This is a genomic window from Burkholderiales bacterium, from assembly GCA_015075645.1.
Lineage (GTDB): Bacteria > Pseudomonadota > Gammaproteobacteria > Burkholderiales > Casimicrobiaceae > VBCG01.
On sequence record JABTUF010000005.1, the window covers coordinates 290,951 to 311,568 of the forward strand.

Consider the following 20,618-nt stretch of genomic DNA (forward strand, 5'->3'; position numbering starts at 1 on the left):
GATTCGTCCGCCACCCTCCACGCGAGTTGCCCGGTCGACGCGACGGCGACCCGTGGCAATCGCGCGGCGTTTGCGGCACACTTCGGCCGCAGCAGGCTCGGTCGATCGCGCGGCGTTCCGCCGAAGCCTTGCATTTCTCGACAACCGGCCAGCGCCAGCCCGGGGAAGCGGATGTCCGAAGGCGAGATCGAGAGCAGCCGTCGCGAGGAGCTTCGCAGCTTCCTCTTCCTGACCGTCGTCATGGTGCCGGTGCTGTCGGTGCTGATCGTCTCCGGCTACGGATTCGCCGTCTGGATGTTCCAGCTCGTCGCGGGCCCTCCGACCGGATGAACACATCCGCCTCCGCCGAAGTGCACATCGCCGGGCTGGTCGTGCACGCCTGGCCGCAAGCCGTTGCGCAAGTCGCCCGGGCGGTACGAGCCGTCCCGGGAGCGGACGTCCACGCCTCCAGCGCCGACGGCAGGCTCGTCGTGACGCTCGAAGGTCCGGGCGAGGCCGCCATCGCCGACGCGCTCGTCCGCATCCAGACGCTCGACGGCGTACTCGCGGCCTCGCTCGTCTACCAGCACGGCGAGAGCTCTGCCGCCATGGATACCGAGGTGGAACTTGAAGATCACGCGCCGAACCTTCGTTAAGCAATCGGCAGCGGCAGCGGCTGCCGCCGTGGCCGGCGTACCGCTGCCCGGCGCCGCGCAGAACGTCGTCACCGATGCGTCGCTCACGCGGCTCAAGTGGTCGAAGGCGCCGTGCCGGTTCTGCGGCACCGGCTGCGGCGTCAACGTCGCGGTCAAGGACGGCCGCGTGGTCGCCACCCACGGCGACATCAACAGCGAGGTCAATCGCGGGCTGAACTGCGTCAAGGGCTACTTCCTCTCCAAGATCATGTACGGCGAGGACCGGCTCACGACGCCGCTCCTGCGCATGAAGGACGGCAAGTACGACAAGAACGGCGAGTTCGCCCCGGTGTCGTGGGACCGCGCGTTCGACGAGATGGCCGCGCAGTGGAAGCGCACGCTGAAGGAGAAGGGGCCGACCGCGGTCGGCATGTTCGGCTCCGGCCAGTGGACGGTGTTCGAGGGCTACGCGGCGCTGAAGCTGATGAAGGCGGGCTTCCGCAGCAACAACATCGACCCGAACGCCCGCCATTGCATGGCCTCCGCGGTGCAGGGCTTCATGCGCACCTTCGGCATGGACGAACCGATGGGCTGCTACGACGACATCGAGCACGCCGACGCGTTCGTGCTGTGGGGCTCGAACATGGCGGAGATGCATCCGATCCTGTGGACCCGGGTCACCGACCGCCGCCTGTCCGCGCCGCGCACGAAGGTCGCGGTCCTCTCCGTGTTCGAGCACCGCAGCTTCGAGCTGGCCGACATCCCGGTCATCTTCAAGCCGCAGACCGACCTCGCGATCCTCAACCACATCGCGAACGCGATCATCCGCAGCAACCGGGTCAACCGGGAGTTCGTCGACCGCCACACGACGTTCAAGCTCGGCAACGACGACATCGGCTACGGGCTGCGCCCGGAGGATCCGCGCCAGAAGGCGGCGAAGAACGCCGGCGAGGCGGGCGGCGGCAAGCCGATGACCTTCGACGAGTACGCGAAGTACGTCTCGAAATACGACGCCGCGTACGTGACCCGGCTCTCCGGCGTGCCGAAGGCGCAGCTCGACAAGCTGGTCGAGCTCTACGCGGACCCGAAGGTGCGCGTGATGTCGTTCTGGACCATGGGCTTCAACCAGCACACGCGCGGCGTGTGGTGCAACAACCTCGTCTACAACCTGCACCTGCTGACCGGCAAGATCTCGACGCCCGGCAACAGCCCGTTCTCGCTCACCGGCCAGCCGTCGGCCTGCGGAACCGCGCGCGAGGTCGGCACGTTCTCGCACCGGCTGCCCGCCGACATGGTCGTCGCGAATCCGAAGCATCGGGCCGAGGCCGAGCGCATCTGGAAGCTCCCGGCCGGCACGATCCCCGACAAGCCCGGCTACCACGCGGTGCTGCAGAACCGGATGCTCAAGGACGGCAAGCTCAACTGCTACTGGGTCCAGGTCAACAACAACATGCAGGCGGCCGCCAACCTGATGCAGGAGGGCCTGCCCGGCTACCGCAATCCGGCGAACTTCATCGTCGTGTCGGACGCGTACCCGACGGTCACGACGCTGATGGCCGACCTGGTGCTGCCGACCGCGATGTGGGTCGAGAAGGAAGGCGCGTACGGCAACGCCGAGCGGCGCACGCAGTTCTGGCACCAGTTGGTCGACGCGCCGGGCGAGTCGCGCTCCGACCTCTGGCAACTCGTCGAGTTCAGCAAGCGGTTCAAGGTCGAGGAGGTCTGGCCCGCCGAGCTGATCGCGAAGAAGCCGGAACTCGCCGGCAAGACGCTCTACGACGTGCTCTACCGCAACGGCAACGTCGACCGCTTCCCGCTCGCGCAGGTCGACGCGGGCTACGCGAACGCCGAGGCGAAGGCGTTCGGCTTCTACCTGCAGAAGGGCCTCTTCGAGGAGTACGCGACCTTCGGCCGCGGCCACGGCCACGACCTCGCGCCGTTCGACGTCTACCACGAGGCGCGCGGCCTGCGCTGGCCGGTCGTCGACGGCAAGGAGACGCGCTGGCGCTACCGCGAGGGCACCGACCCCTACGTCAGGAAGGGCGCGGGCTTCCAGTTCTACGGCAATCCCGACGGTCGGGCCGTGATCTGGGCCCTCCCCTACGAGCCGGCGGCCGAATCGCCGGACAGCGAGTATCCGTTCTGGCTCTCCACCGGCCGCGTGCTCGAGCACTGGCACTCGGGCTCGATGACGCGGCGGGTGCCCGAGCTCTACCGCGCGTTCCCCAACGCCGTCGTGTACCTGCACCCCGAGGACGCGAAGGCGCTCGGCGTGCGCCGCGGCAGCGAGGTGAAGATCGTCTCGCGGCGCGGGGAGATGCGCACGCGCGTCGAGACGCGCGGGCGCAACAGCGTGCCGCGCGGCCTCGTGTTCGTGCCGTGGTTCGACGCCTCGCAGCTCATCAACAAGGTGACGCTCGACGCGACCGATCCGATTTCGCTCCAGACCGACTTCAAGAAGTGCGCGGTCCGGATCGAGAAGGTGGGAGACGCATGATGCGCGCGATCCTTCTGGCCGCCGTCGCGGCGTTCGCCGCGTTCGCCGCGCTGGCGCAGTCCCCGCTGACCGACCGCCTGCGCGGCACGACGCCGGTCGCCGACGAAACCCGCCCGCCTCCGCTCGGCAACGCCGAGAACCGCGACCTGCGCCGCGAGCGCTCGTACTCGATGCAGCCGCCGACGATCCCGCACAAGATCGACGGCTACCAGGTCGACCTCAACGTCAACGCCTGCCTCGGCTGCCACAGCCGCGGTCGCGCGCCGGTGACGCAGGCGGTCGCGGTGAGCGTCAGCCACTACATGGACCGGGACGGCAACTTCCTGGCCGAGATCTCGCCGCGGCGCTATTTCTGCGAGCAGTGCCACGTGCCGCAGGAGGACGCGAAGCCGCTGGTCGGCAACCGTTTCGTCGACGTCGACGAGATCCTGCGCGGCGGCGCCGCGGCCGGCGCGCAGAAGAAATAGGCGATGCGCGGGCTCGTCGCACTCGCGAAGCGCTACTGGGCGACGATCTGGCGCCCGAGCCGGCACTTCAGCCTCGCGTTCCTCGTGCTCGGCGGGTTCACCGCCGGGGTCGTGTTCTGGGGCGCGTTCAATACCGGCCTGGAGCTCACCAACACCGAGACCTTCTGCCTCTCGTGCCACGAGATGCGCGACAACGTCTACCCGGAACTGCAGCGCACGATCCATTATTCGAACCGCAGCGGCGTGCGCGCGCACTGCCCGGACTGCCACGTGCCGCACGAATGGACGAGCAAGATCGCCCGCAAGATGCAGGCGTCGAAGGAGGTCTGGGGCAAGATCTTCGGCACGATCGACACGCGCGAGAAGTTCGTCGACCACCGCCTCGTCCTCGCGCGGAGCGAGTGGGCACGGATGAAGGCGAACAACTCGCTCGAATGCCGCAACTGCCACAGCGCCGAGTCGATGGACATCACCCGGCAGAGCCCGCGCGCCGCCGCCACGCACTCCGCCTTCCTCTTCACCGGCGAGCGCACCTGCATCGACTGTCACAAGGGCATCGCGCACCGGCTGCCCGACATGGGCGCCTCGCTGCGCTCGCCCTGACCCGCGGGTCGGCCGGCATTGCACCTCCCCCGGTGGCGGAGGCATCATCCGCACGCTGGCCGGAACCCTTCGCCGGCGGCACAGGGGAACCCATGGATCCGTTGAACGTCAAGCGCCGGCTGACCTGCATCCTGGCCGCCGACGCCGTCGGCTACAGCAAGCAGATGTCGCTGGACGAGGAAGGCACCATCCGCATCCTCGCGGCGCACCGCGCGGTCATCGACGGCATCATCGCCTTCCACCAGGGTCGCATCATCGGCACGGCCGGCGATTCGGTGCTGGCCGAGTTCGCGAGCGCGGTCGAGGCGGTGCGCTGCGCGATCGAGATGCAGGACGCGATCCGGACGCGCAACGACTCGCTGCCCGAGGACCGCCGGATGATCTTCCGCGTCGGCGTGAACCTCGGCGACGTCGTCGTCAAGGACAACGACATCCTGGGCGACGGCGTCAACGTCGCGGCGAGGCTCGAGTCGATCGCCGAGCCGGGAGGCGTGTGCATCTCGTCGTCGGTATACGACCAGGTGACCGGGAAGCTCGATCTCGGCTTCCAGGACATCGGCGAGCAGCCGCTCAAGAACATCTCGCGCCCGATCCGCGTGTACCGGATCTCGGGGACCGCGCCTGCGTCGTCCCCGGCGAAGGCCGCAGCGCCGGTGCCCACGGTCGCGGCAGCACGAAAGCCGGCCGGCCTCGTCGCCGGCGGCGCCGTGGCGCTCGTCGTCGTCGCCGCCATTGCAGCGTGGCAGGCGGGCTGGATCGGGGAAGGTTCGCGCGCGGCCGCTCCCAAGGTCGCGGCGCCCGCCGCACCGGCGGTCGACGACGCCGCGAAGCGCGCACAGGCGGAGGCCGATGCCGCGAAGATCCGGGCCGACGCCGAGGCGATCAAGCGCCAGGCCGAAGCCGACGCGGCGAAGATCCGCGCCGATGCGGAGGCGCAGCGTGCGGCACAGACCCGGGCGGAAGCCGACGCCGCAGCCGCGCGGACCCGCGCACAGGCGGAAGCGGACGCGGCACGCATCCGGGCCGATGCGCGGAAGCAGGCCACGGCCGCGGCACCCGCGGTGCTCGCCTCGGCGTCCAGGGACGCAGCGCCCCAAGGACCCTCGGCGCCGGCTGTTTCCGCGCCGGCGGCTCCCCCGGCTACGGCAGGCTCGGGTTCGAACGCGGGACACCCATTCGACGGCGCGTGGTCGGTGACGATCGCCTGCGCACCGGAAAAGGGCGCCCAGGGCTACCGGGTCGAGGTCACCGGCACGGTCAAGGACAGCCGGATGCGCGCGCTGCGCGGAACCGAGGGCGCGCCGAACTCGCTCTTGCTCGAAGGCGACATCCAGGCCGACGGAACCGCCCGATTCAACGTGTCCGGCCACACCGGCGACCCCAAGTTCACCGTGGGCAACGTCGCCACGAGCACGCCCTATGCATACACCGTGAAGGCGAAGTTCGACGGCGCGGGCGGCATCGGCGTCCGCCAGGAGCTGCGTCCCTGCAGGGTGCATTTCTCGAAGCTCTGAGTACCGCGCGCCATCCGGTCTCCGTCCCGCCGTCCATCGCGCGGTCGACGGCGCGGACGGTGCCGTTTTGCCGAGCGGTTCAATGCCGGGCGTAGCGTTCCATCGTTTTGGCGCACCCCCAGTGGAAGTGGCAGAGCGCGGTCGAGCGCCACAGCATGTGCATGCGCTCGGCGCGAAGGAGGTCGAGCGCCGCCGCGTCGGTGATCGCCGCGGGGCTCGAGAGGAAGAACTCCGCGCGCGGGTGCACCACGCCGGCGGCGGCAGTCCCGGATCGGGTTCGTACGCGATCGTTGGCGGCAAGCCGGACGCCGGGCGTAGGTCAGCCCAGCGGCGCGACCTTCATCACTTCGTCCGCGGTGCTGATGCCGGCGGCGACCTTGATCGCCCCGGACACGCGCAGCGGCCGCATGCCGTCCTTGTACGCCTGCTCGCGCACCCGGACGTCGTCGGCGTGGTCGTCGACGAGTTTGCGCAGGGCGGGCGTCATCAGCATGATCTCGTAGAGCCCGATGCGCCCGAGGTAGCCGGTCATCCGGCATTCGAGGCAGCCGACGGGGTCCATCGTGCCGGAGGCGGGTCGCTCCACGCGCCAGGGCGCGGTGATCATCGACCAGATCTCCGGTTCGGGGGGCTCGCCCGGCCGCTTGCAGTGCGGGCAGAGCGTGCGCACGAGGCGCTGCGCCATCACGCCGAGCAGCGTCGAGTTGATCAGGTAGGCCGGCACGCCGAGGTCGAGCAGGCGCGTCACCGCGGTCGGCGCGTCGTTCGTGTGCAGCGTGGAGAGCACGAGGTGCCCGGTCAGCGCCGCCTGGACCGCCATCTCGGCGGTATCTCGATCGCGGATCTCGCCCACCATGATGATGTCGGGATCCTGCCGCAAGAGCGTGCGCACGCCGCTCGCGAAGTCGACGCCGATCGAGGGCTGTACCTGCATCTGGTTCAGCGCGGGCTCGATCATCTCGATCGGGTCCTCGATCGTGCACACGTTCACCTCGGGCGTGGCGAGCTGGCGCAGCGTCGAATAGAGCGTCGTCGTCTTGCCCGAGCCGGTCGGCCCGGTGACGAGGATGATGCCGTGCGGTTCGCGGGCCATCTGCTCCCAGCGCGCGGTGTCGTCCGGCGTGAAGCCCAGGTCCGCGTAGTCGCGGACCAGCACCTCGGGCGTGAAGATGCGCATCACGATCTTCTCGCCGAAGGCCGTGGGCATCGTCGCGATCCGGAGTTCCACCTCCTGGCCGCCCGGCGTGACCGTCTTGATGCGCCCGTCCTGCGGGCGCCGCTTCTCGACGATCTCCATGCGCGCGAGCAGCTTGATGCGCGAGGTCATCGCGACGAGCACCGGCGTCGGGATCGCGTAGACCTGGTGCAGCACGCCGTCGATCCGGAAGCGCACGAGGCCCACGTCGCGGCGCGGCTCGATGTGGATGTCGGAGGCGCGCTGCTCGAACGCGTACTGCCACAGCCAGTCGGTGATGTGGACGACGTGGCTGTCGTTGGCGTCGAGCGCGCCTCGCTTGCCGAGTTCGACCAGTTGCTCGAAGTTCCGCGCGAGCGACACCTGGCCGGGCTGCGCCTCGGCCGCCTTCTTCATCGACCGCGCGAGGTTGTAGAACTCGCCGAGGTAGCGCTTGATGTCGACCGGATTCGCGAACTCGAGCGCGACGTCGAGCTTCAGGATCGCGGACAGCTCCTTCGCCCACGAGGTCACGAACGGCTCGCTCGTCGCGACCACGAGCCGGCCCGCCGCCACCTCGACCGGCAGGATCCGGAAGCGCTCGGCGTAGGCGTTCGACATCGTCGAGGTGACCGCGGTCAGGTCGATCTTCAGCGGGTCGATGTGCCGGTAGGGCACGCCGAGCTTGCCGGCGAGCCACTCGACCAGCCACTCCAGCGTGAGCGGGGCGTGCGGCGCCTTCGCGGATTTCCAGTGTTGCGCGGCGACGAGTTCCAGCGGGTGCTCGTACTGGCGCGTGCGCGCGCGGGCGAGCTTGTCGGCGTCGGCGCGCGGCACCAGGCCGTCCGCCGCCATCAGCTTCAGGATGTCGTCGAGGCGCAGGCGCCGGTCGCCGCTCCTGGAGGGGTCGCGGGTGGCGACCGGTCGTGCGCCGGTGGCGGGTGTGGCCATCGCGCCACTCTACAGAAGTCAGGAGTCAGAGGACAGAAGACAGAGGACAGACGCGCCGGAGATTCCGGTGGCGGCGCAATGAGCGCCGAAGCGCCGACCTTGTGGGTCAGGCTTCAAGCCTGACGGGATTCGTCACGACGACACGAAAAACGTCCGGCTTGAAGCCGGACCCACGCATGACCCGAGACGCCTCGCCTTCCTCGTAGGTCAGACTTCAGTCTGACGGGGGTCGTGGCTACCGGGGCCTGGGCATTCCGGGGGGAGCCATGCCGCGCCCGGGCATGGTCCCAGGCGCGGGCCCGCCCCGATTCGGACCGGCCGAGGGAGCCGGCGAGTCTTCCGCGGTCGATTCGGCCTCGCCGGCGACGACCAGCATCGTCAGCGCCAGCGGCAGGGCCTTGACGTCGATGTTGACGCGCGTCCCGGTCACGAACCGGGTCTTGCCGCCGTAGCGAATGGTTGCGTGCAGCGAATAGATGCCGCCCACCGCGGTCCGCGCGGGATCGAACGGCAGCGTGAACGGCAGCGGCACCTGGCGCCCGGCGGTGGGAATCGTGTTCGTCGCGATCTTGACCGGACGGTCGGGACGGCTGACCTCGATCAGCTCCATGACGAGTTCAGCGTCGTCCGGCAGCGCCACCTTCTCCCGGTAGACGACCGAACCGCGGATGACGTGTGCCGCGGACACGGACGCGTTCGTCGCCGACCCTCCCGCCGGCTCGACCGTGGCGCAACCGGGAATCATGATGACCGCCAGCGCGGAAGCGAGCGTGGCCGACAGCGGACGCAGACGTGGAAGGGTTTTCATAAGGGTGCGAACGATGCCACGGCCGGACGCCGTGCGCAACTTCCGATCAGGGCGATGGTGGGGAGGCCGGGCGCACGGACGCACGGGCCGCTTCGTGGGGCGGAACCTGGAACACTTCGCGGAGATAGGCGACGTAGGAAGGATCATAGTCCATCGACTTCGACGGCTCGTCGCTGATCTTCGCGACCGGCTGGCCGTTGCAGCGGGTCATCTTGATCACGATCGACAGCGCCGGGTGCCCGAGATCGTTGGTGAGGTTGGTCCCGATCCCGAACGCCACCTGACTGCGTCCGCGGAACCGCTCGAAGAGGCGGATCGCGAGCGGCACGTCGAGCTGGTCGGAGAACACCATGACCTTCGACTTCGGGTCCACGCGCATCGACTTGTAGTGCGCGAGCAGCTTCTCGCCCCACTCGAACGGATCGCCGGAGTCGTGACGCACGCCGTCGAACAGTTTGCAGAAATAGAGGTCGAAGTCGCGCAGGAACGCGTCCATGCCGCAGACGTCGGACAGCGCGATCCCGAGGTCGCCGCGATACTCCTTGGCCCAGGTGTCGAACGCGAAACGCTGCGAGTCGCGCAACCGCGGACCGGCCGCCTGGCAGGCCTGCAGGTACTCGTGCGCCATGGTGCCGAGCGGCGTGAGATCGTGACGGCGCGCGAGGTCGACGTTGCTCGTGCCGACGAACTTCGGCCCGATGCCGGCCTTGAGCGTCGCGACGACCTCCTCCTGCCAGTCGCGCCCGTGGCGCCGGCGCGTCCCGTAGTCGGCGATGCGGAAATCGGGATCGGCCACGGCGTTGATCCGCGCGATCTTCGCCGCGAGGCGCCGCCGTCCTTCGTCGCGGTCCGGCGACGGGTATCGGCGCCGGTTCCACGACTCCGACACGATCGAGAGCAGCGGGACCTCGAACATGATCGTGTGCAGCCACGGCCCCTTGATCGCGATGTCGATCTCTCCGGGATGGCCCTCGCGCGGCTTGACGCTCACGAAGCGCGCGTCGAGGCGGAAGAGTCCGAGCAGGTCGATGAAATCGCTCCTGAAGAACCGCCAGCGGCGCAGGTAGTCGAGTTCGTCGGCCGTAAAACCGAGCGAGCACAGGTCGGCGATGCCGCGCTCGATGTCCGGAATCGAGGACACCAGGTCGACGCCCGGCGTACGGCACTGGAACCGGTACTCGACCTGCGCGCCGGGAAAATGATGCAGCACGACCTGCATCATCGTGAACTTGTAGAGGTCGGTGTCGAGGAGCGAGCGGATGATCACGGGTCGCGGCGGTGCGCCGGGAGGGGGTTCGATGATACCGCCGTCGGTCCGCCGGGACGCTGCGCATCCACCACCTTCACGCGAAACGCGAGCGCGATGGCCACCAGCGTGAACGCGGTGGCGAGCCAGCCGACGCCGCCGTAGCCGGTCAGCGACCCGTCCGGGGCCTCGCCGATCATGGCGCCCGCGACGAACGCCGCCATGCCGGCGCCGAACTGCTGGACCGCGGCGTTGAGGCTCATGAAACTGCCGCGCACGCGCGCTTCGGCGCTCCCCGAAACGAGCGCCATCGCCGGCCCGAACCGGCCGGTCGCGAGCACCATGAACGCCACCGACACCGGCAGGAAGGCGGCGAGCGTGGCGCGCGGCATGTGGGTCAGAACGAGGATCGCCGGGATCGAGGCGAGCGCGACCACGGCGAACACGCGCTGCTTGCCGTAGCGGTCGGCGAGGTGTCCGATCACCTGCGCGGTGAAGAGCGTCGCGAGCCCGCCGGCGGCGTACATCACCGGAAGCTCGGCCTCGGTGATGCCCACGTTCGCGACCGAGTAGGCGGCGATGAACGGGATCACGGTGAACCCCGCGAACATCAGCGAAACGACGAACGCGAACGCCCGCCAGTGGTTGGGGACGACGACGACCGATCGCAGGCGCGCGAGCGCTCCGTGCGAACGGCCGTGTTCGACGTGCCCGGCGATCGGCGGGACCACGCGCCAGGCGAGCGTGCCGACGACGATCGCCACCGACGCGACGCCGAGGAACGGCGTGCGCCAGGTGAAATGGGCGGCGAGCCACAGCCCGACCGGCACGCCGGCGATGGCGGCCAGCGAGAACGCGCTCGCCACGAGGGCGTTGGCGCGCGCGCGGCGCGCCCAGGGGATCACGTCGGCGACGATCGCGAGGATCAGCGCGCCGACCACACCCCCGAAGGCGCCGGCCAGCACGCGCGCGGCGAGCAGCGCCTCGTAACCCGGCGCAACGCCGCACAGCGCGGTCGCGACCGTGAAGCCGGCGTAGACCACGAGGAGCGCGTGGCGGCGGTCGTAGCGGTCGATCACGAACACCGCGAGGAGCCCGCTCGCCGACGCGGCGAAGGTGTAGACCGAGACCAGCGCTCCGAACGCCTTCGGGCCGATGTCCCACAGCCGCATGAGTTGCGGCGCGAGCGGCATCATGATCATGAAGTCGACGACGTGCGTGAACTGCACGGCGGCGAGCGTGCCGAGCAGCGCGAGTTCGCGCGGGCGCGAGAGTTCGCTCAACGCGGCGTCGCCCCGGGCGCCGGTGCGGCGGGCGCGGCGGCACCGCCGGCGGGGCCGCGGCGAGGCCGACGGCGCCCGTCAGGCTGCCGGCGGCGGTCGTCCCCGCGATCGCCGGGCCAACCACCCGCCGGCAGGCGTCTCCCATCCATGCCCATGCCGGCAAGGATCGCACATCCGCGGTTCGCGACGCCTCGACAACGGCACGTGCTTCGCTATCATGCCGGGCATGCTCGTCAACTGCGTCGCCTACCAGAACGGCCGCAAGCTCGCCGACATCCCGATCGACGACATCAGCGATTACGTGGGACGGCCCGACTGCTTCGTCTGGGTCGCCGCCGCCGATCCTCCCGACGGCGAGATCGACAAGCTGGCCCAGGAATTCGGATTGCACGAACTCGCGGTCGAGGACGCGAAGCGCCCGCACCAGCGACCCAAGCTCGACGAATACGGCGACGACCTCTTCGCGATCCTGCGCACGGTCGAGCGCGCCACGCCCGACGCCGAACTCTCGGAAGGCCAGGTGGCGGTCTTCATCGGCCGGAACTACGTGCTCTCGGTGCGCAAGAACGTGCTGAAGGGCTTCACCGACGTGCGCGTGCGCAACGAACGCGAACCCGAACTGCTGCGCCACGGCTCGGGCTACGTGTTCTACGCGCTGATGGACGCGGTCGTCGATCGCTATTTCCCGATCCTCGATTCGCTCGAGGAGGAACTCGAGCGGCACGAGGAGGCCATCTTCCGCTCGACGCCGACGCGCGCCAGCATCGAGGCGTTCTACGACCTCAAACACGAGGTCATGACGCTCAAGCACGCGGTCGGTCCGCTGATGGAGGTCGCGGGCAAGCTCTACGGCGGGCGCGTGCCGGCGCTCTGCGCCGGGCTGGGCGAGTACTTCCGCGACGTCTACGACCACCTGAACCGCGTGAACGCCGCGGTCGAGCAGATGCGCGAAATGCTGCAGACCGCGATCTCGGTGTCGTTCACGCTGATCAACCTCGCGGAGAGCGAGACCACCAAGCGGCTCGCCGCCTGGGGTGCGCTGATCACCATCCCGACGCTCATCGCCGGCGTCTACGGCATGAACTTCGAGCACATGCCGGAGCTCAAGTGGCTCTTCGGCTACCCGTTCGCGGTGGGGATGATGGTGGCCATCGACGGCTACCTCGTCTACCGGTTCCGCAAGGCCGGGTGGCTCTGAGGCGGGGCGCGCACCCGGACGCCTCCCGTTGCGTCCGATGCGCTGCGCCGGCGGAGGCTATCGCCGGCTCTCGGCGACCGGAATGACGCGTTTGCCCACCGCGCGCGGCGCGCGCGGCCAGTCGGGCTGCAGCGTGACGTGCCGGATGGCGTAGCGCTCGCGCAGGTGGCGCTGCGCCGCCGCGAGCACCGCGGGCCACGCCTCGCCCGACGCGACGCCCATGTGCGCGGAGAGCGACACTTCGTCGGCGCCCATCGACCAGATGTGCAGGTCGTGCACGTCGCGCACGCCGGGTATCGCGGCGAGCGAGCGTCCGATCGCGGCATAGTCGAGATGCGAGGGCACGCGCTCCATCAGCACGTCGGTCGTCTGCCGCAGGAGGCGCCAGGTGGAGCGCAGGATGAGGAGCGCGACGACGATCGACAGGATGGGATCGATCGGCGTCCAGCCGGTGACGAGGATCACCGCGCCCGCGACGATCGCCGCGACCGAACCCAGCAGGTCCCCCATCACGTGCAGCAGCGCGGCGCGCGTGTTCACCGAGCCCGACGAACTCGACAGCCGCCACGCGACGAACAGGTTGACCGCGAGGCCGACGAGCGCCACGCCGAGCACCGTGGCGCCCGCGACCGGCTGCGGTGCGAGGAGCCGGTGCACCGCCTCGACTCCGATCGCCACGACGATCGCGAGCATCGCCATCGCATTGACGAACGCCGCGAGCACCTCCGCGCGCCCGTGGCCGAACGACGCCCGCGCGGTCGGCGGCCGGCTCGCGTAGGCGTGCGCGAACAGCGCGAGGCCGAGCGACGCCGCGTCGGTGGCCATGTGTCCGGCGTCCGACAGCAGCGCGAGCGATCCGGCGAACCAGCCGGCGAGCGCCTCGACGAGCGCGAAGCCGCCGGTGAGCGCGAGCGCGAGCACGAGCGCGCCGCGGGCCGCGGCATGCCCGCCTCCGGCGCCGTGGTCATGGTCGGGCGCGTGCGCGTGGGCGTGTCCGTGCCGTCGCGGCAACGGTGCGTGGTCGTGGTGGTCGTGGGGCATGGCGGTGCTCGCGCCCCATTCTCCCCCACCCCGACGCGGGCGGCCAGGCCGGCATGCTCCGGGGACCCTGCTCCCCTCCGGCGACGCGACGGCGGCGACCCGCTACTCGCGTAGCCGCACCGGCCCCGCATTCCGAGGGCGCTTCGCGGTGAACCGCGCGTAGTACGCGGCCATGCGCGCGACGTCCGCATCGGCATCGTCCGTCGTCTCGATCCACGCTCCGATGCCGATCTCCCGCGCACGGTAGTCGACGAAGGCGAGTCCGATCGGCACGCGGGCCTCGCGCGCGAGATGCCAGAATCCGCTCTTCCAGTGCGGCGCCGCCGACCGCGTGCCCTCCGGCGCGATCGCGAGGCGAAACTCGACGTGCGCCTCGAACGCGGCACGCATCTGCCCGACGAACCCCGTGCGTTCGCGGCGGTTGACCGGGATGCCGCCCCAGCGGCGGAACCAGGGGGCGAGCGGCGTGGCGAACAACGTGTCCTTGCCGGCCCAGCGCACATCGATGCCGACGACGGCTTTCGCGCACAGGCCGATCGCGAAGTCCCAGTTCGACGTGTGCGGGTAGAACACGACGACGCATTTCGGCGGAGCAGGCCCGGCCAGCACGACGCGCCAGCCGACCGCGCGGAGCGCGAGCCACGCGGCCCGGGCGCCCACGCCCGGCGCGCGGGGCGAAGAGAGCGCCGGCGCGCCGGAGATCGTCGAGGTGTCGTCCACGGAGCATCGTGCGGTGCCGCCCACGCTGCCGCGCCGCCCGGCCGAGTCTAGCAGGGGACCGCGCGCTAGAATCCCCGGATGGTCCCCGCGCTGCGAAAGCCGACCGTCCTGGCCGCCGATGCGCTGCTGCCGCAGACGCAGTGCACGCGCTGCGGCTATCCCGACTGCGTCGCGTATGCCCGCGCGATCGTCGACGACGATGCGCCGATCAACCGCTGCCCGCCCGGCGGCGAGGCGACGCTCGAGGCACTGGCCGCACTGACCGGGCGCGAACCCCTGCCGCTCGACCCCGCGTGCGGTGCGCCCGCGGCGCTCGCCGTGGCGGTGGTCGACGAGTCGCGCTGCATCGGCTGCACCATCTGCATTCGAGCCTGCCCGGTCGACGCGATCCTCGGCGCGCCGAAGCGCATGCACGCGGTGCTCGAGGCGCTGTGCAGCGGCTGCGAACTGTGCATCGCGCCCTGCCCGGTCGACTGCATCGCGATGGTGCCGTCGTCGCGGCTGTGGAGCCCCGCCGACGCGAAGGCGGCGCGCCTGCGGCACGTCGCGCGCGACGCACGCCTCGCGCAGGGCGAACGGATCGCCGAACGACGCTCGGCGGCGCATCGGGACGATGCGCGGATGCGACGAGCGGCCGCGATCGCCGACGCGATCGAGCGGGCGAAGGCGCGACGCGCGAAGAACGCTGCCGTGCGATGAGCGCCGCCCGCCGGTCCGCCGCCCTGCTCGTGCTCGCCGCCGCGCTCGCCGCCTTTCCCGTGGAGGCCCAGGTGTCCGAAGCGATCGACCAGCTCTGGAACTACGACGATCCGGCGGCCTCGGAGGCGCGATTTCGAGCCGAGGCCGCGAAGGCCGATCCCCTCTCGCGCCAGGCGCTCGAACTGCAGACGCAGATCGCGCGCGCGCAGGGCCTGCAGCGGGCCTTCGATGCCGCGCACCGCACGCTCGACGCGGTCGAGGCGAAGCTCGACGGCGCGGCGATCCGCGTGCGGGTGCGCTACCTGCTCGAACGCGGGCGCGTGTTCAACTCGTCGGGTTCGCCCGAACGCGCCGTGCCGCTCTTCACCGACGCGGCGGCGGCCGCGGGCGCGGACCCGGAAGCCGGCGCCGAGTTCTACCGGATCGATGCGCTGCACATGCTGGGGATCGCCGCGCCGCCGGCCGCGCGCGCGAGCTGGAACCAGCAGGCGCTCGCGGCCGCCGAGCGATCGAAGGATCCGCGCGCGCGCGGCTGGCGAGCCTCGCTCCTGAACAACCTGGGCTGGCTGTATTTCGAACGCGGCGATCCGTCCACGGCGCTCGCCTACTGGCAGCGCGCGCTCCAGGCTCGCGAATCCATGGGCGACGCCACGCGCACCCGCATCGCCCGGTGGACCGTCGCGCGCGGCATGCGCGCCGTCGGCCGCCTCGACGAGGCGCAGGCGATCCAGACGGCGCTCGCCGACGAGCTGGACCGCGCCGGCGCGCCGGACGGCTACGTGTTCGAGGAACTCGCCGAGATCGCATCCGCGCGCGGCGATGGGGCCGCGGCATCGACCTGGGCGAGGCGCGCCCTTCCACTCCTCGCCTCCGACGCCGGCTTCGCCGCACGCGAACCCGCCAGGCTCGCGCGGCTGCAGGAGCTCGCCGCGGCGGGGGCGCCCGCGCCCAAGCCTCCGGAACGCGCGGCCGGAACCGCGCGCCAGTCGTGAACGACGCGAAGCGCCGCGAGATCTTCACGCGCTTGCGCGGAGCCAACCCGAGCCCGCGCTCGGAACTCGCGTACACGACGCCGTTCGAGCTGCTGGTGTCGGTCGTGCTCTCGGCGCAATCGACCGACAAGGGCGTCAACCGGTGCACGGCGAAGCTCTATCCGGTCGCGAACACGCCCGCGGCGATCGCGCGCCTCGGCGTCGAGGGATTGACGCCGTTCATCGCGTCGCTCGGGCTCTTCCGCAACAAGGCGAAGGCGGTCGTCGGGCTCGCCGAACTCATCGAGCGCGAGCACGGCGGCCAAGTGCCGCGCACGCGCGAGGCGCTCGAGCGCCTGCCTGGCGTCGGACGCAAGACCGCGAACGTCGTGCTGAACACCGCGTTCGGCGAGCCGGTCATCGCGGTGGACACCCACATCTTCCGCGTCGCCAACCGCACCGGACTCGCGCCGGGCAAGGACGTCGCGGAGGTCGAGCGCAAGCTCGAGCGCACGACGCCGCCGGAATTCCTGCGCGACGCGCATCACTGGCTCATCCTGCACGGCCGCTACGTGTGCGTCGCGCGATCGCCGAAATGCGGGTCGTGCCTGATCGCCGACCTCTGCGAGTTCCGCGACAAGAACCTGCCGGACGACGATCGATCCGCCAAGGCGGCCGCGAAACCGGTGCGCAAGCCGTCGACGCGGCCGCCGGCACCCCCCGCTCGCGGCCGCCAGCCGATGGCGAAGACCGCACGCGCCGGAGCGCGCCGCGGCCGTTCGCGCTGATGTTCACGCCCTCCCGCGACGAGGCGCGCCGGTTCCTGATCGGAGCCTGGGCGAAGTTCCGCGCGGGCGAGCCGCTCTCCGCGCTCGAACGCACGGCGGCATCGCTCATCGCGATGCATCCCGAGTACCACGCGATGATCGAGGACGGCGAACGGCACCTCGAACGCGACTTCGCGCCGGAGGGCGGCGCGACCAACCCGTTCCTGCACCTGTCGCTGCACCTCGCGGTGGCCGAGCAACTCGCGATCGACCAGCCGCCGGGCCTTCGCGCCGAGTACCAGCGGCTCGCCGCGGCGCACGGCGACGAGCACGACGCGCTGCACGCGGTGCTCGAATGCCTGGGCGAGACGATGTGGCAGGCGCAGCGCCTTGGCACCGGCCCCGACGCGACGGTCTACCTCGACTGCCTGCGGCGCCGGAGCTGACCCGCCGGCGCGCGCACGCGCGGAGGGTGAGCTCCGGCGCGCCGCGCCCGGCCGGGCCGCGCAAACGAAGCGGGGCGCCGCAGCGCCCCGCTTCGTCGTTTGCGATTCCCGGTCAGTAGCGCGAGTGCAACGGACCGGTCTGTCCGGAGAAATAGGCCGCGACGTTGTCGATGTCCTTCGGCGTCAGGCCCGCCGCCATCGCGCTCATCACCGCGTTCTTGCGCGCCCCCGACTTGTAGTCGCGCAGCGCCTTCGCGAGGTAGTCCGGGTGCTGGCCCGCGAGCTTCGGATAATCGGGGAACTGCGCCGACAGGCCGTCCATGCCGTGGCAGGCCTGGCAGACTTCCTGCACCTTCTGCTTGCCGGCAGAGAGGTCGGCGGCGGCGACCGGTGCCGCGAACGCGAGCGCGGCGGCGAGGGTGGTGACGCGGAGCGTGGTCGTCATCACTTCACCTGCGTCGTCAGGCCGTGCTGCGCGTAGTACGCGGCGATGTTCGCCATGTCCTGGTCGGAGAGCGTGGCGGCGATGGCGCGCATCGACGGATGCGTCCGGCTGCCGTCCTGGTATTCCTTCAGCGCGGCGACGAGGTAGCCCGGATGCTGCCCGGCGATCTTCGGAACGTTGTAGACCTCGGGAAACGCGGTCCGCCAGCCATCGATGCCATGGCATCCCCGGCACATCTGGACCTTCTCGCGGCCCTTGGCGACATCGCCCGCGGGGGCGGCGCCTTGCGCCGCGACGGCGCCCGCGGCGAGCGCGGCGGCCAGGGCGAGGACGATCTGGGTTCGATTCATGGACTCTTCGGGTCGGGACGGCGAACCGTTCAGCGGAACGGACGCCGGGGTCGGCTGGTAAAGCTCGCGATTCTAGGGTTTGCGGCGCGGACCGGTCAAACGCCGCCGCGGTCGAGCAGGTGTTTCTTCTCCTTGACGTCCTTCCAGTCGTCCACGTCGGGCAACGCGGGCTTGCGCTCGATGATCGGTTTCCACTTCTTCGAGAGCTCGGCGTTGATCGCCTTGAACGCCTCCTGGTCGGCCGGCACGTCGTCCTCGGCGTAGATCGCCTCGACCGGGCATTCGGCGACGCACAGCGTGCAGTCGATGCACTCGTCGGGGTCGATGACGAGGAAGTTCGGGCCCTCGCGGAAGCAGTCGACCGGGCAGACGTCGACGCAGTCGGTGTATTTGCAGCGGATGCAGGACTCGGTGACGACGTAGGTCATGTCCGGGAAGGCCGGCGGGGCGATACGGGATGCAGGCCTTGAATTCTAGCAGACCGCCCCGATGTCCCCTTCCGCCGCTTGCGCGCGGCGCGCCCAACCGTTACCTTGGGCGCCTTCCCGCCGACCCTCGCCCGCCGGCTTCCCGCGGGCCGCACGCCTCCCGAGGCTTTCCATGAGTGACCTGATCCAGCACGTCTCCGACGCCAATTTCGAACAGGATGTCCTCTCCGCGGGCCAGCCGGTGCTGGTCGATTTCTGGGCCGAATGGTGCGGTCCCTGCAAGATGTTCGCGCCGATCCTGGACGACGTGGCCCGCCAGTACCAGGGCAAGCTCAAGGTCGCGAAGATCGACATCGACGCCAATCCCGCGACTCCCGCCCGCTACGGGATCCGCGGCATTCCGACCGTCATCCTCTACCGCGACGGGCAGCCGCATGCACAGAAGGTCGGGGCTCTTTCGAAGGCTCAGTTGACCACCTTCCTTGACAGCAACCTGTAAGACCGCTACCTTCCCCCTCCTCGAACCACAGGCGCCGGCCGCACCCTGACCGGCGCCCGAGAGGCGCACCGCCCCCCGGCTTGATCGGGGCGAGCGAAGCGAAGCGCCTCCCCGACCCCGAACCCCGTCGTTCCCGGCCGCGCCCCGTCGGCCGTCCCGCCCAGAGCGCCACCCGCGCGCACTCTTCCTTTCCGTCCATGCACCTGTCCGACCTCAAGGCCAAGCACGTCTCCGAACTCGTCGACCTCGCGAACGCGATGGAGATCGACGGCGCCAACCGGCTCCGCAAGCACGACCTGATCTTCACGATGCTGAAGACGCAGGCGAAGAAGGGCGAAAGCATCTTCGGCGGCGGCGTCCTCGAGGTGTTGCCCGACGGCTTCGGGTTCCTGCGCTCGCCCGACACGAGCTACCTCGCGGGCACCGACGACATCTACATCTCGCCCTCGCAGATCCGCCGCTTCAACCTGCACACCGGCGACACGATCGAGGGCGAGATCCGCACGCCGAAGGACGGCGAGCGCTACTTCGCGCTGGTCAAGGTCGACAAGGTCAACGGCGAGCCGCCCGAGGCGTCGAAGAACAAGATCCTGTTCGAGAACCTGACGCCGCTCTTTCCCGACGAGCCGATGGTGCTCGAGCGCGACATCAAGGCCGAGGAGAACCTCACCGGACGGGTCATCGACATCATCGCGCCGATCGGCAAGGGCCAGCGTGGATTGCTCGTCGCGAGCCCGAAGTCCGGCAAGACGGTGATGCTGCAGCACATCGCGCACTCGATCGCGGCGAACCACCCCGAGTGCGTGCTGATCGTGCTCCTGATCGACGAGCGCCCCGAGGAAGTGACCGAGATGCAGCGCACGGTGCGCGGCGAGGTGGTCGCCTCGACCTTCGACGAGCCGGCGACGCGCCACGTGCAGGTCGCCGAGATGGTGATCGAGAAGGCGAAGCGCCTGGTCGAACACAAGAAGGACGTCGTGATCCTGCTCGACTCGATCACGCGGCTCGCGCGCGCCTACAACACCGTCGTGCCCGCCTCCGGCAAGGTGCTGACCGGCGGCGTCGACGCCAACGCGCTGCAGCGCCCCAAGCGCTTCTTCGGCGCTGCCCGCAACATCGAGGAAGGCGGCTCGCTCACGATCATCGCCACCGCGCTCATCGACACCGGCTCGCGGATGGACGACGTGATCTACGAGGAATTCAAGGGCACCGGCAACATGGAGATCCACCTGGATCGCCGCATGGCCGAGAAGCGCACCTACCCGGCGATCAACGTCAACCGCTCGGGCACGCGCAAGGAAGAGATGCTGCTGAAGCCCGAGGTCCTGCAGAAGGTCTGGGTGCTCCGCAAGGTGCTCTATCCGATGGACGACCTCGAGGCCACCGAGTTCCTCGTCGACAAGGTGCGGGCGACCAAGAACAACGCCGAATTTTTCGATTCGATGCGGCGGGGCTGAGTCGCCGGGGCCCGTCGGGCTTGAAGCCCGACCCACCACCCGCCCCGTGGGTCGGCCTTCAGGCCGACACGATCCATCGCATCACCACCCGCCCCGTCGGGCTGAAGCCCGACCCACCACCGCCGCCCTGCCCGTGGGTCGGCCTTCAGGCCGACACGATCCATCGCATCACCACCCGCCCCGTCGGGCTGAAGCCCGACCCACCACCCGCCCCGTGGGTCGGCCTTCAGGCCGACACGATCCATCGCATCACCACCCGCCCCGTCGGGCTGAAGCCCGACCCACCACCCGTCCCGTGGGTCGGCCTTCAGGCCGACGCGATCCATCGCATCACCGCCCGCCCGTCGGTCGGACCCACCACCTGTCCCGTGGGTCGGCCTTCAGGCCGACGCGATCCATCGCATCACCACCGCCCCGTCGGGCTGAGCCCGACCCACCAC

22 protein-coding genes and 1 pseudogene are annotated in these 20,618 nt (G+C 70.3%); 13 read left to right on the forward strand and 10 right to left on the reverse strand.

The annotated features are described in order from the left end of the window. The first annotated feature begins 171 nt into the window (after positions 1–171). The 6 genes and pseudogenes from napE (at position 172) to HS109_14625 (ending at position 4,789) form a co-directional block, all read left to right on the forward strand. Positions 172–330 carry a periplasmic nitrate reductase, NapE protein gene (gene napE, locus HS109_14600; protein MBE7523600.1) on the forward strand — a complete coding sequence of 53 codons (159 nt, stop codon included), beginning with the start codon at positions 172–174 and terminating at the stop codon, positions 328–330. Next, positions 327–635 (forward strand): chaperone NapD, encoded by a 309-nt coding sequence (locus HS109_14605; GenBank protein ID MBE7523601.1) that lies wholly within the window; start codon positions 327–329, stop codon positions 633–635. The genes napE and HS109_14605 overlap by 4 nt, the downstream gene beginning before the upstream one ends. Then, positions 607–3,111, forward strand: a complete 2,505-nt coding sequence (napA, locus tag HS109_14610) for a periplasmic nitrate reductase subunit alpha (GenBank protein MBE7523602.1) — start codon at positions 607–609, stop codon at positions 3,109–3,111. The genes HS109_14605 and napA overlap by 29 nt, the downstream gene beginning before the upstream one ends. Beyond that, the gene (locus HS109_14615; GenBank protein MBE7523603.1) at positions 3,108–3,578 is read left to right on the forward strand and encodes a nitrate reductase cytochrome c-type subunit; all 471 of its coding nucleotides are present in this window, start codon (positions 3,108–3,110) and stop codon (positions 3,576–3,578) included. The genes napA and HS109_14615 overlap by 4 nt, the downstream gene beginning before the upstream one ends. Positions 3,579–3,581: 3 nt before the next feature. Beyond that, positions 3,582–4,181 (forward strand): NapC/NirT family cytochrome c, encoded by a 600-nt coding sequence (locus HS109_14620; GenBank protein MBE7523604.1) that lies wholly within the window; start codon positions 3,582–3,584, stop codon positions 4,179–4,181. A gap of 92 nt (positions 4,182–4,273) precedes the next feature. After that, a pseudogene (locus HS109_14625) lies at positions 4,274–4,789 on the forward strand (adenylate/guanylate cyclase domain-containing protein). A gap of 985 nt (positions 4,790–5,774) precedes the next feature. Here the strand turns inward: HS109_14625 and HS109_14630 are convergent. The 5 genes from HS109_14630 to HS109_14650 form a co-directional block, all read right to left on the reverse strand. Further along, positions 5,775–5,945, reverse strand: coding sequence for a hypothetical protein (locus HS109_14630; GenBank protein ID MBE7523605.1), 171 nt, complete (start codon positions 5,943–5,945; stop codon positions 5,775–5,777). A gap of 69 nt (positions 5,946–6,014) precedes the next feature. Further along, positions 6,015–7,820, reverse strand: coding sequence for a Flp pilus assembly complex ATPase component TadA (gene tadA / locus HS109_14635; GenBank protein ID MBE7523606.1), 1,806 nt, complete (start codon positions 7,818–7,820; stop codon positions 6,015–6,017). A 235-nt stretch (positions 7,821–8,055) separates the two neighbouring features. Further along, entirely contained in the window at positions 8,056–8,628 is a 573-nt protein-coding gene (locus HS109_14640) for a YbaY family lipoprotein (GenBank protein ID MBE7523607.1), read from the reverse strand. A gap of 46 nt (positions 8,629–8,674) precedes the next feature. After that, entirely contained in the window at positions 8,675–9,895 is a 1,221-nt protein-coding gene (gene pncB / locus HS109_14645; GenBank protein ID MBE7523608.1) for a nicotinate phosphoribosyltransferase, read from the reverse strand. Next, positions 9,892–11,157: an MFS transporter gene (locus HS109_14650; GenBank protein MBE7523609.1), complete on the reverse strand. Its 1,266-nt coding sequence runs from the start codon at positions 11,155–11,157 to the stop codon at positions 9,892–9,894. Before HS109_14650 ends, pncB begins: the two co-directional genes overlap by 4 nt. Positions 11,158–11,383: 226 nt before the next feature. On the opposite strand from HS109_14650, the gene corA reads away from it, so the two are divergent. Further along, positions 11,384–12,355: a magnesium/cobalt transporter CorA gene (gene corA, locus HS109_14655; GenBank protein ID MBE7523610.1), complete on the forward strand. Its 972-nt coding sequence runs from the start codon at positions 11,384–11,386 to the stop codon at positions 12,353–12,355. A 57-nt stretch (positions 12,356–12,412) separates the two neighbouring features. Here the strand turns inward: corA and HS109_14660 are convergent, their stop codons facing one another. Both HS109_14660 and HS109_14665 read right to left on the reverse strand, forming a co-directional pair. After that, positions 12,413–13,396, reverse strand: coding sequence for a cation transporter (locus HS109_14660; GenBank protein ID MBE7523611.1), 984 nt, complete (start codon positions 13,394–13,396; stop codon positions 12,413–12,415). A 102-nt stretch (positions 13,397–13,498) separates the two neighbouring features. Further along, positions 13,499–14,116: a 1-acyl-sn-glycerol-3-phosphate acyltransferase gene (locus tag HS109_14665; GenBank protein MBE7523612.1), complete on the reverse strand. Its 618-nt coding sequence runs from the start codon at positions 14,114–14,116 to the stop codon at positions 13,499–13,501. Between the two features lie 78 nt (positions 14,117–14,194). Between HS109_14665 and HS109_14670 the strand changes: the two genes are divergently transcribed. Genes HS109_14670 through HS109_14685 form a run of 4 tightly spaced genes read left to right on the forward strand, consistent with a single transcriptional unit; the run spans position 14,195 to position 16,999 of the window. Further along, positions 14,195–14,815: an RnfABCDGE type electron transport complex subunit B gene (locus HS109_14670; GenBank protein ID MBE7523613.1), complete on the forward strand. Its 621-nt coding sequence runs from the start codon at positions 14,195–14,197 to the stop codon at positions 14,813–14,815. Then, positions 14,812–15,807, forward strand: a complete 996-nt coding sequence (locus HS109_14675; protein ID MBE7523614.1) for a tetratricopeptide repeat protein — start codon at positions 14,812–14,814, stop codon at positions 15,805–15,807. Before HS109_14670 ends, HS109_14675 begins: the two co-directional genes overlap by 4 nt. After that, complete coding sequence (gene nth, locus HS109_14680; protein ID MBE7523615.1) at positions 15,804–16,574, forward strand: endonuclease III; 771 nt, start codon at positions 15,804–15,806, stop codon at positions 16,572–16,574. The genes HS109_14675 and nth overlap by 4 nt, the downstream gene beginning before the upstream one ends. Next, a complete protein-coding gene (locus HS109_14685) occupies positions 16,574–16,999 on the forward strand; it encodes a DUF1841 family protein (GenBank protein MBE7523616.1) in 426 nt (141 codons plus the stop codon). The genes nth and HS109_14685 overlap by 1 nt, the downstream gene beginning before the upstream one ends. A gap of 112 nt (positions 17,000–17,111) precedes the next feature. Here HS109_14685 and HS109_14690 read toward each other — a convergent pair whose 3' ends face one another. From HS109_14690 to HS109_14700, 3 genes are all read right to left on the reverse strand, one after another. Further along, entirely contained in the window at positions 17,112–17,444 is a 333-nt protein-coding gene (locus tag HS109_14690) for a cytochrome c (protein ID MBE7523617.1), read from the reverse strand. Further along, positions 17,444–17,794 (reverse strand): cytochrome c, encoded by a 351-nt coding sequence (locus HS109_14695; protein MBE7523618.1) that lies wholly within the window; start codon positions 17,792–17,794, stop codon positions 17,444–17,446. Before HS109_14695 ends, HS109_14690 begins: the two co-directional genes overlap by 1 nt. Before the next feature lie 95 nt (positions 17,795–17,889). Beyond that, entirely contained in the window at positions 17,890–18,222 is a 333-nt protein-coding gene (locus tag HS109_14700) for a ferredoxin family protein (GenBank protein ID MBE7523619.1), read from the reverse strand. Positions 18,223–18,394: 172 nt separating this feature from the next. On the opposite strand from HS109_14700, the gene trxA reads away from it, so the two are divergent. Together trxA and rho are read left to right on the forward strand one after the other, a co-directional pair. Next, on the forward strand, positions 18,395–18,721 hold the full coding sequence (gene trxA, locus HS109_14705) for a thioredoxin TrxA (GenBank protein MBE7523620.1): 327 nt from the start codon (positions 18,395–18,397) through the stop codon (positions 18,719–18,721). Between the two features lie 197 nt (positions 18,722–18,918). Then, positions 18,919–20,178 carry a transcription termination factor Rho gene (gene rho, locus HS109_14710; protein ID MBE7523621.1) on the forward strand — a complete coding sequence of 420 codons (1,260 nt, stop codon included), beginning with the start codon at positions 18,919–18,921 and terminating at the stop codon, positions 20,176–20,178. The last annotated feature ends 440 nt before the right edge of the window (positions 20,179–20,618 follow it).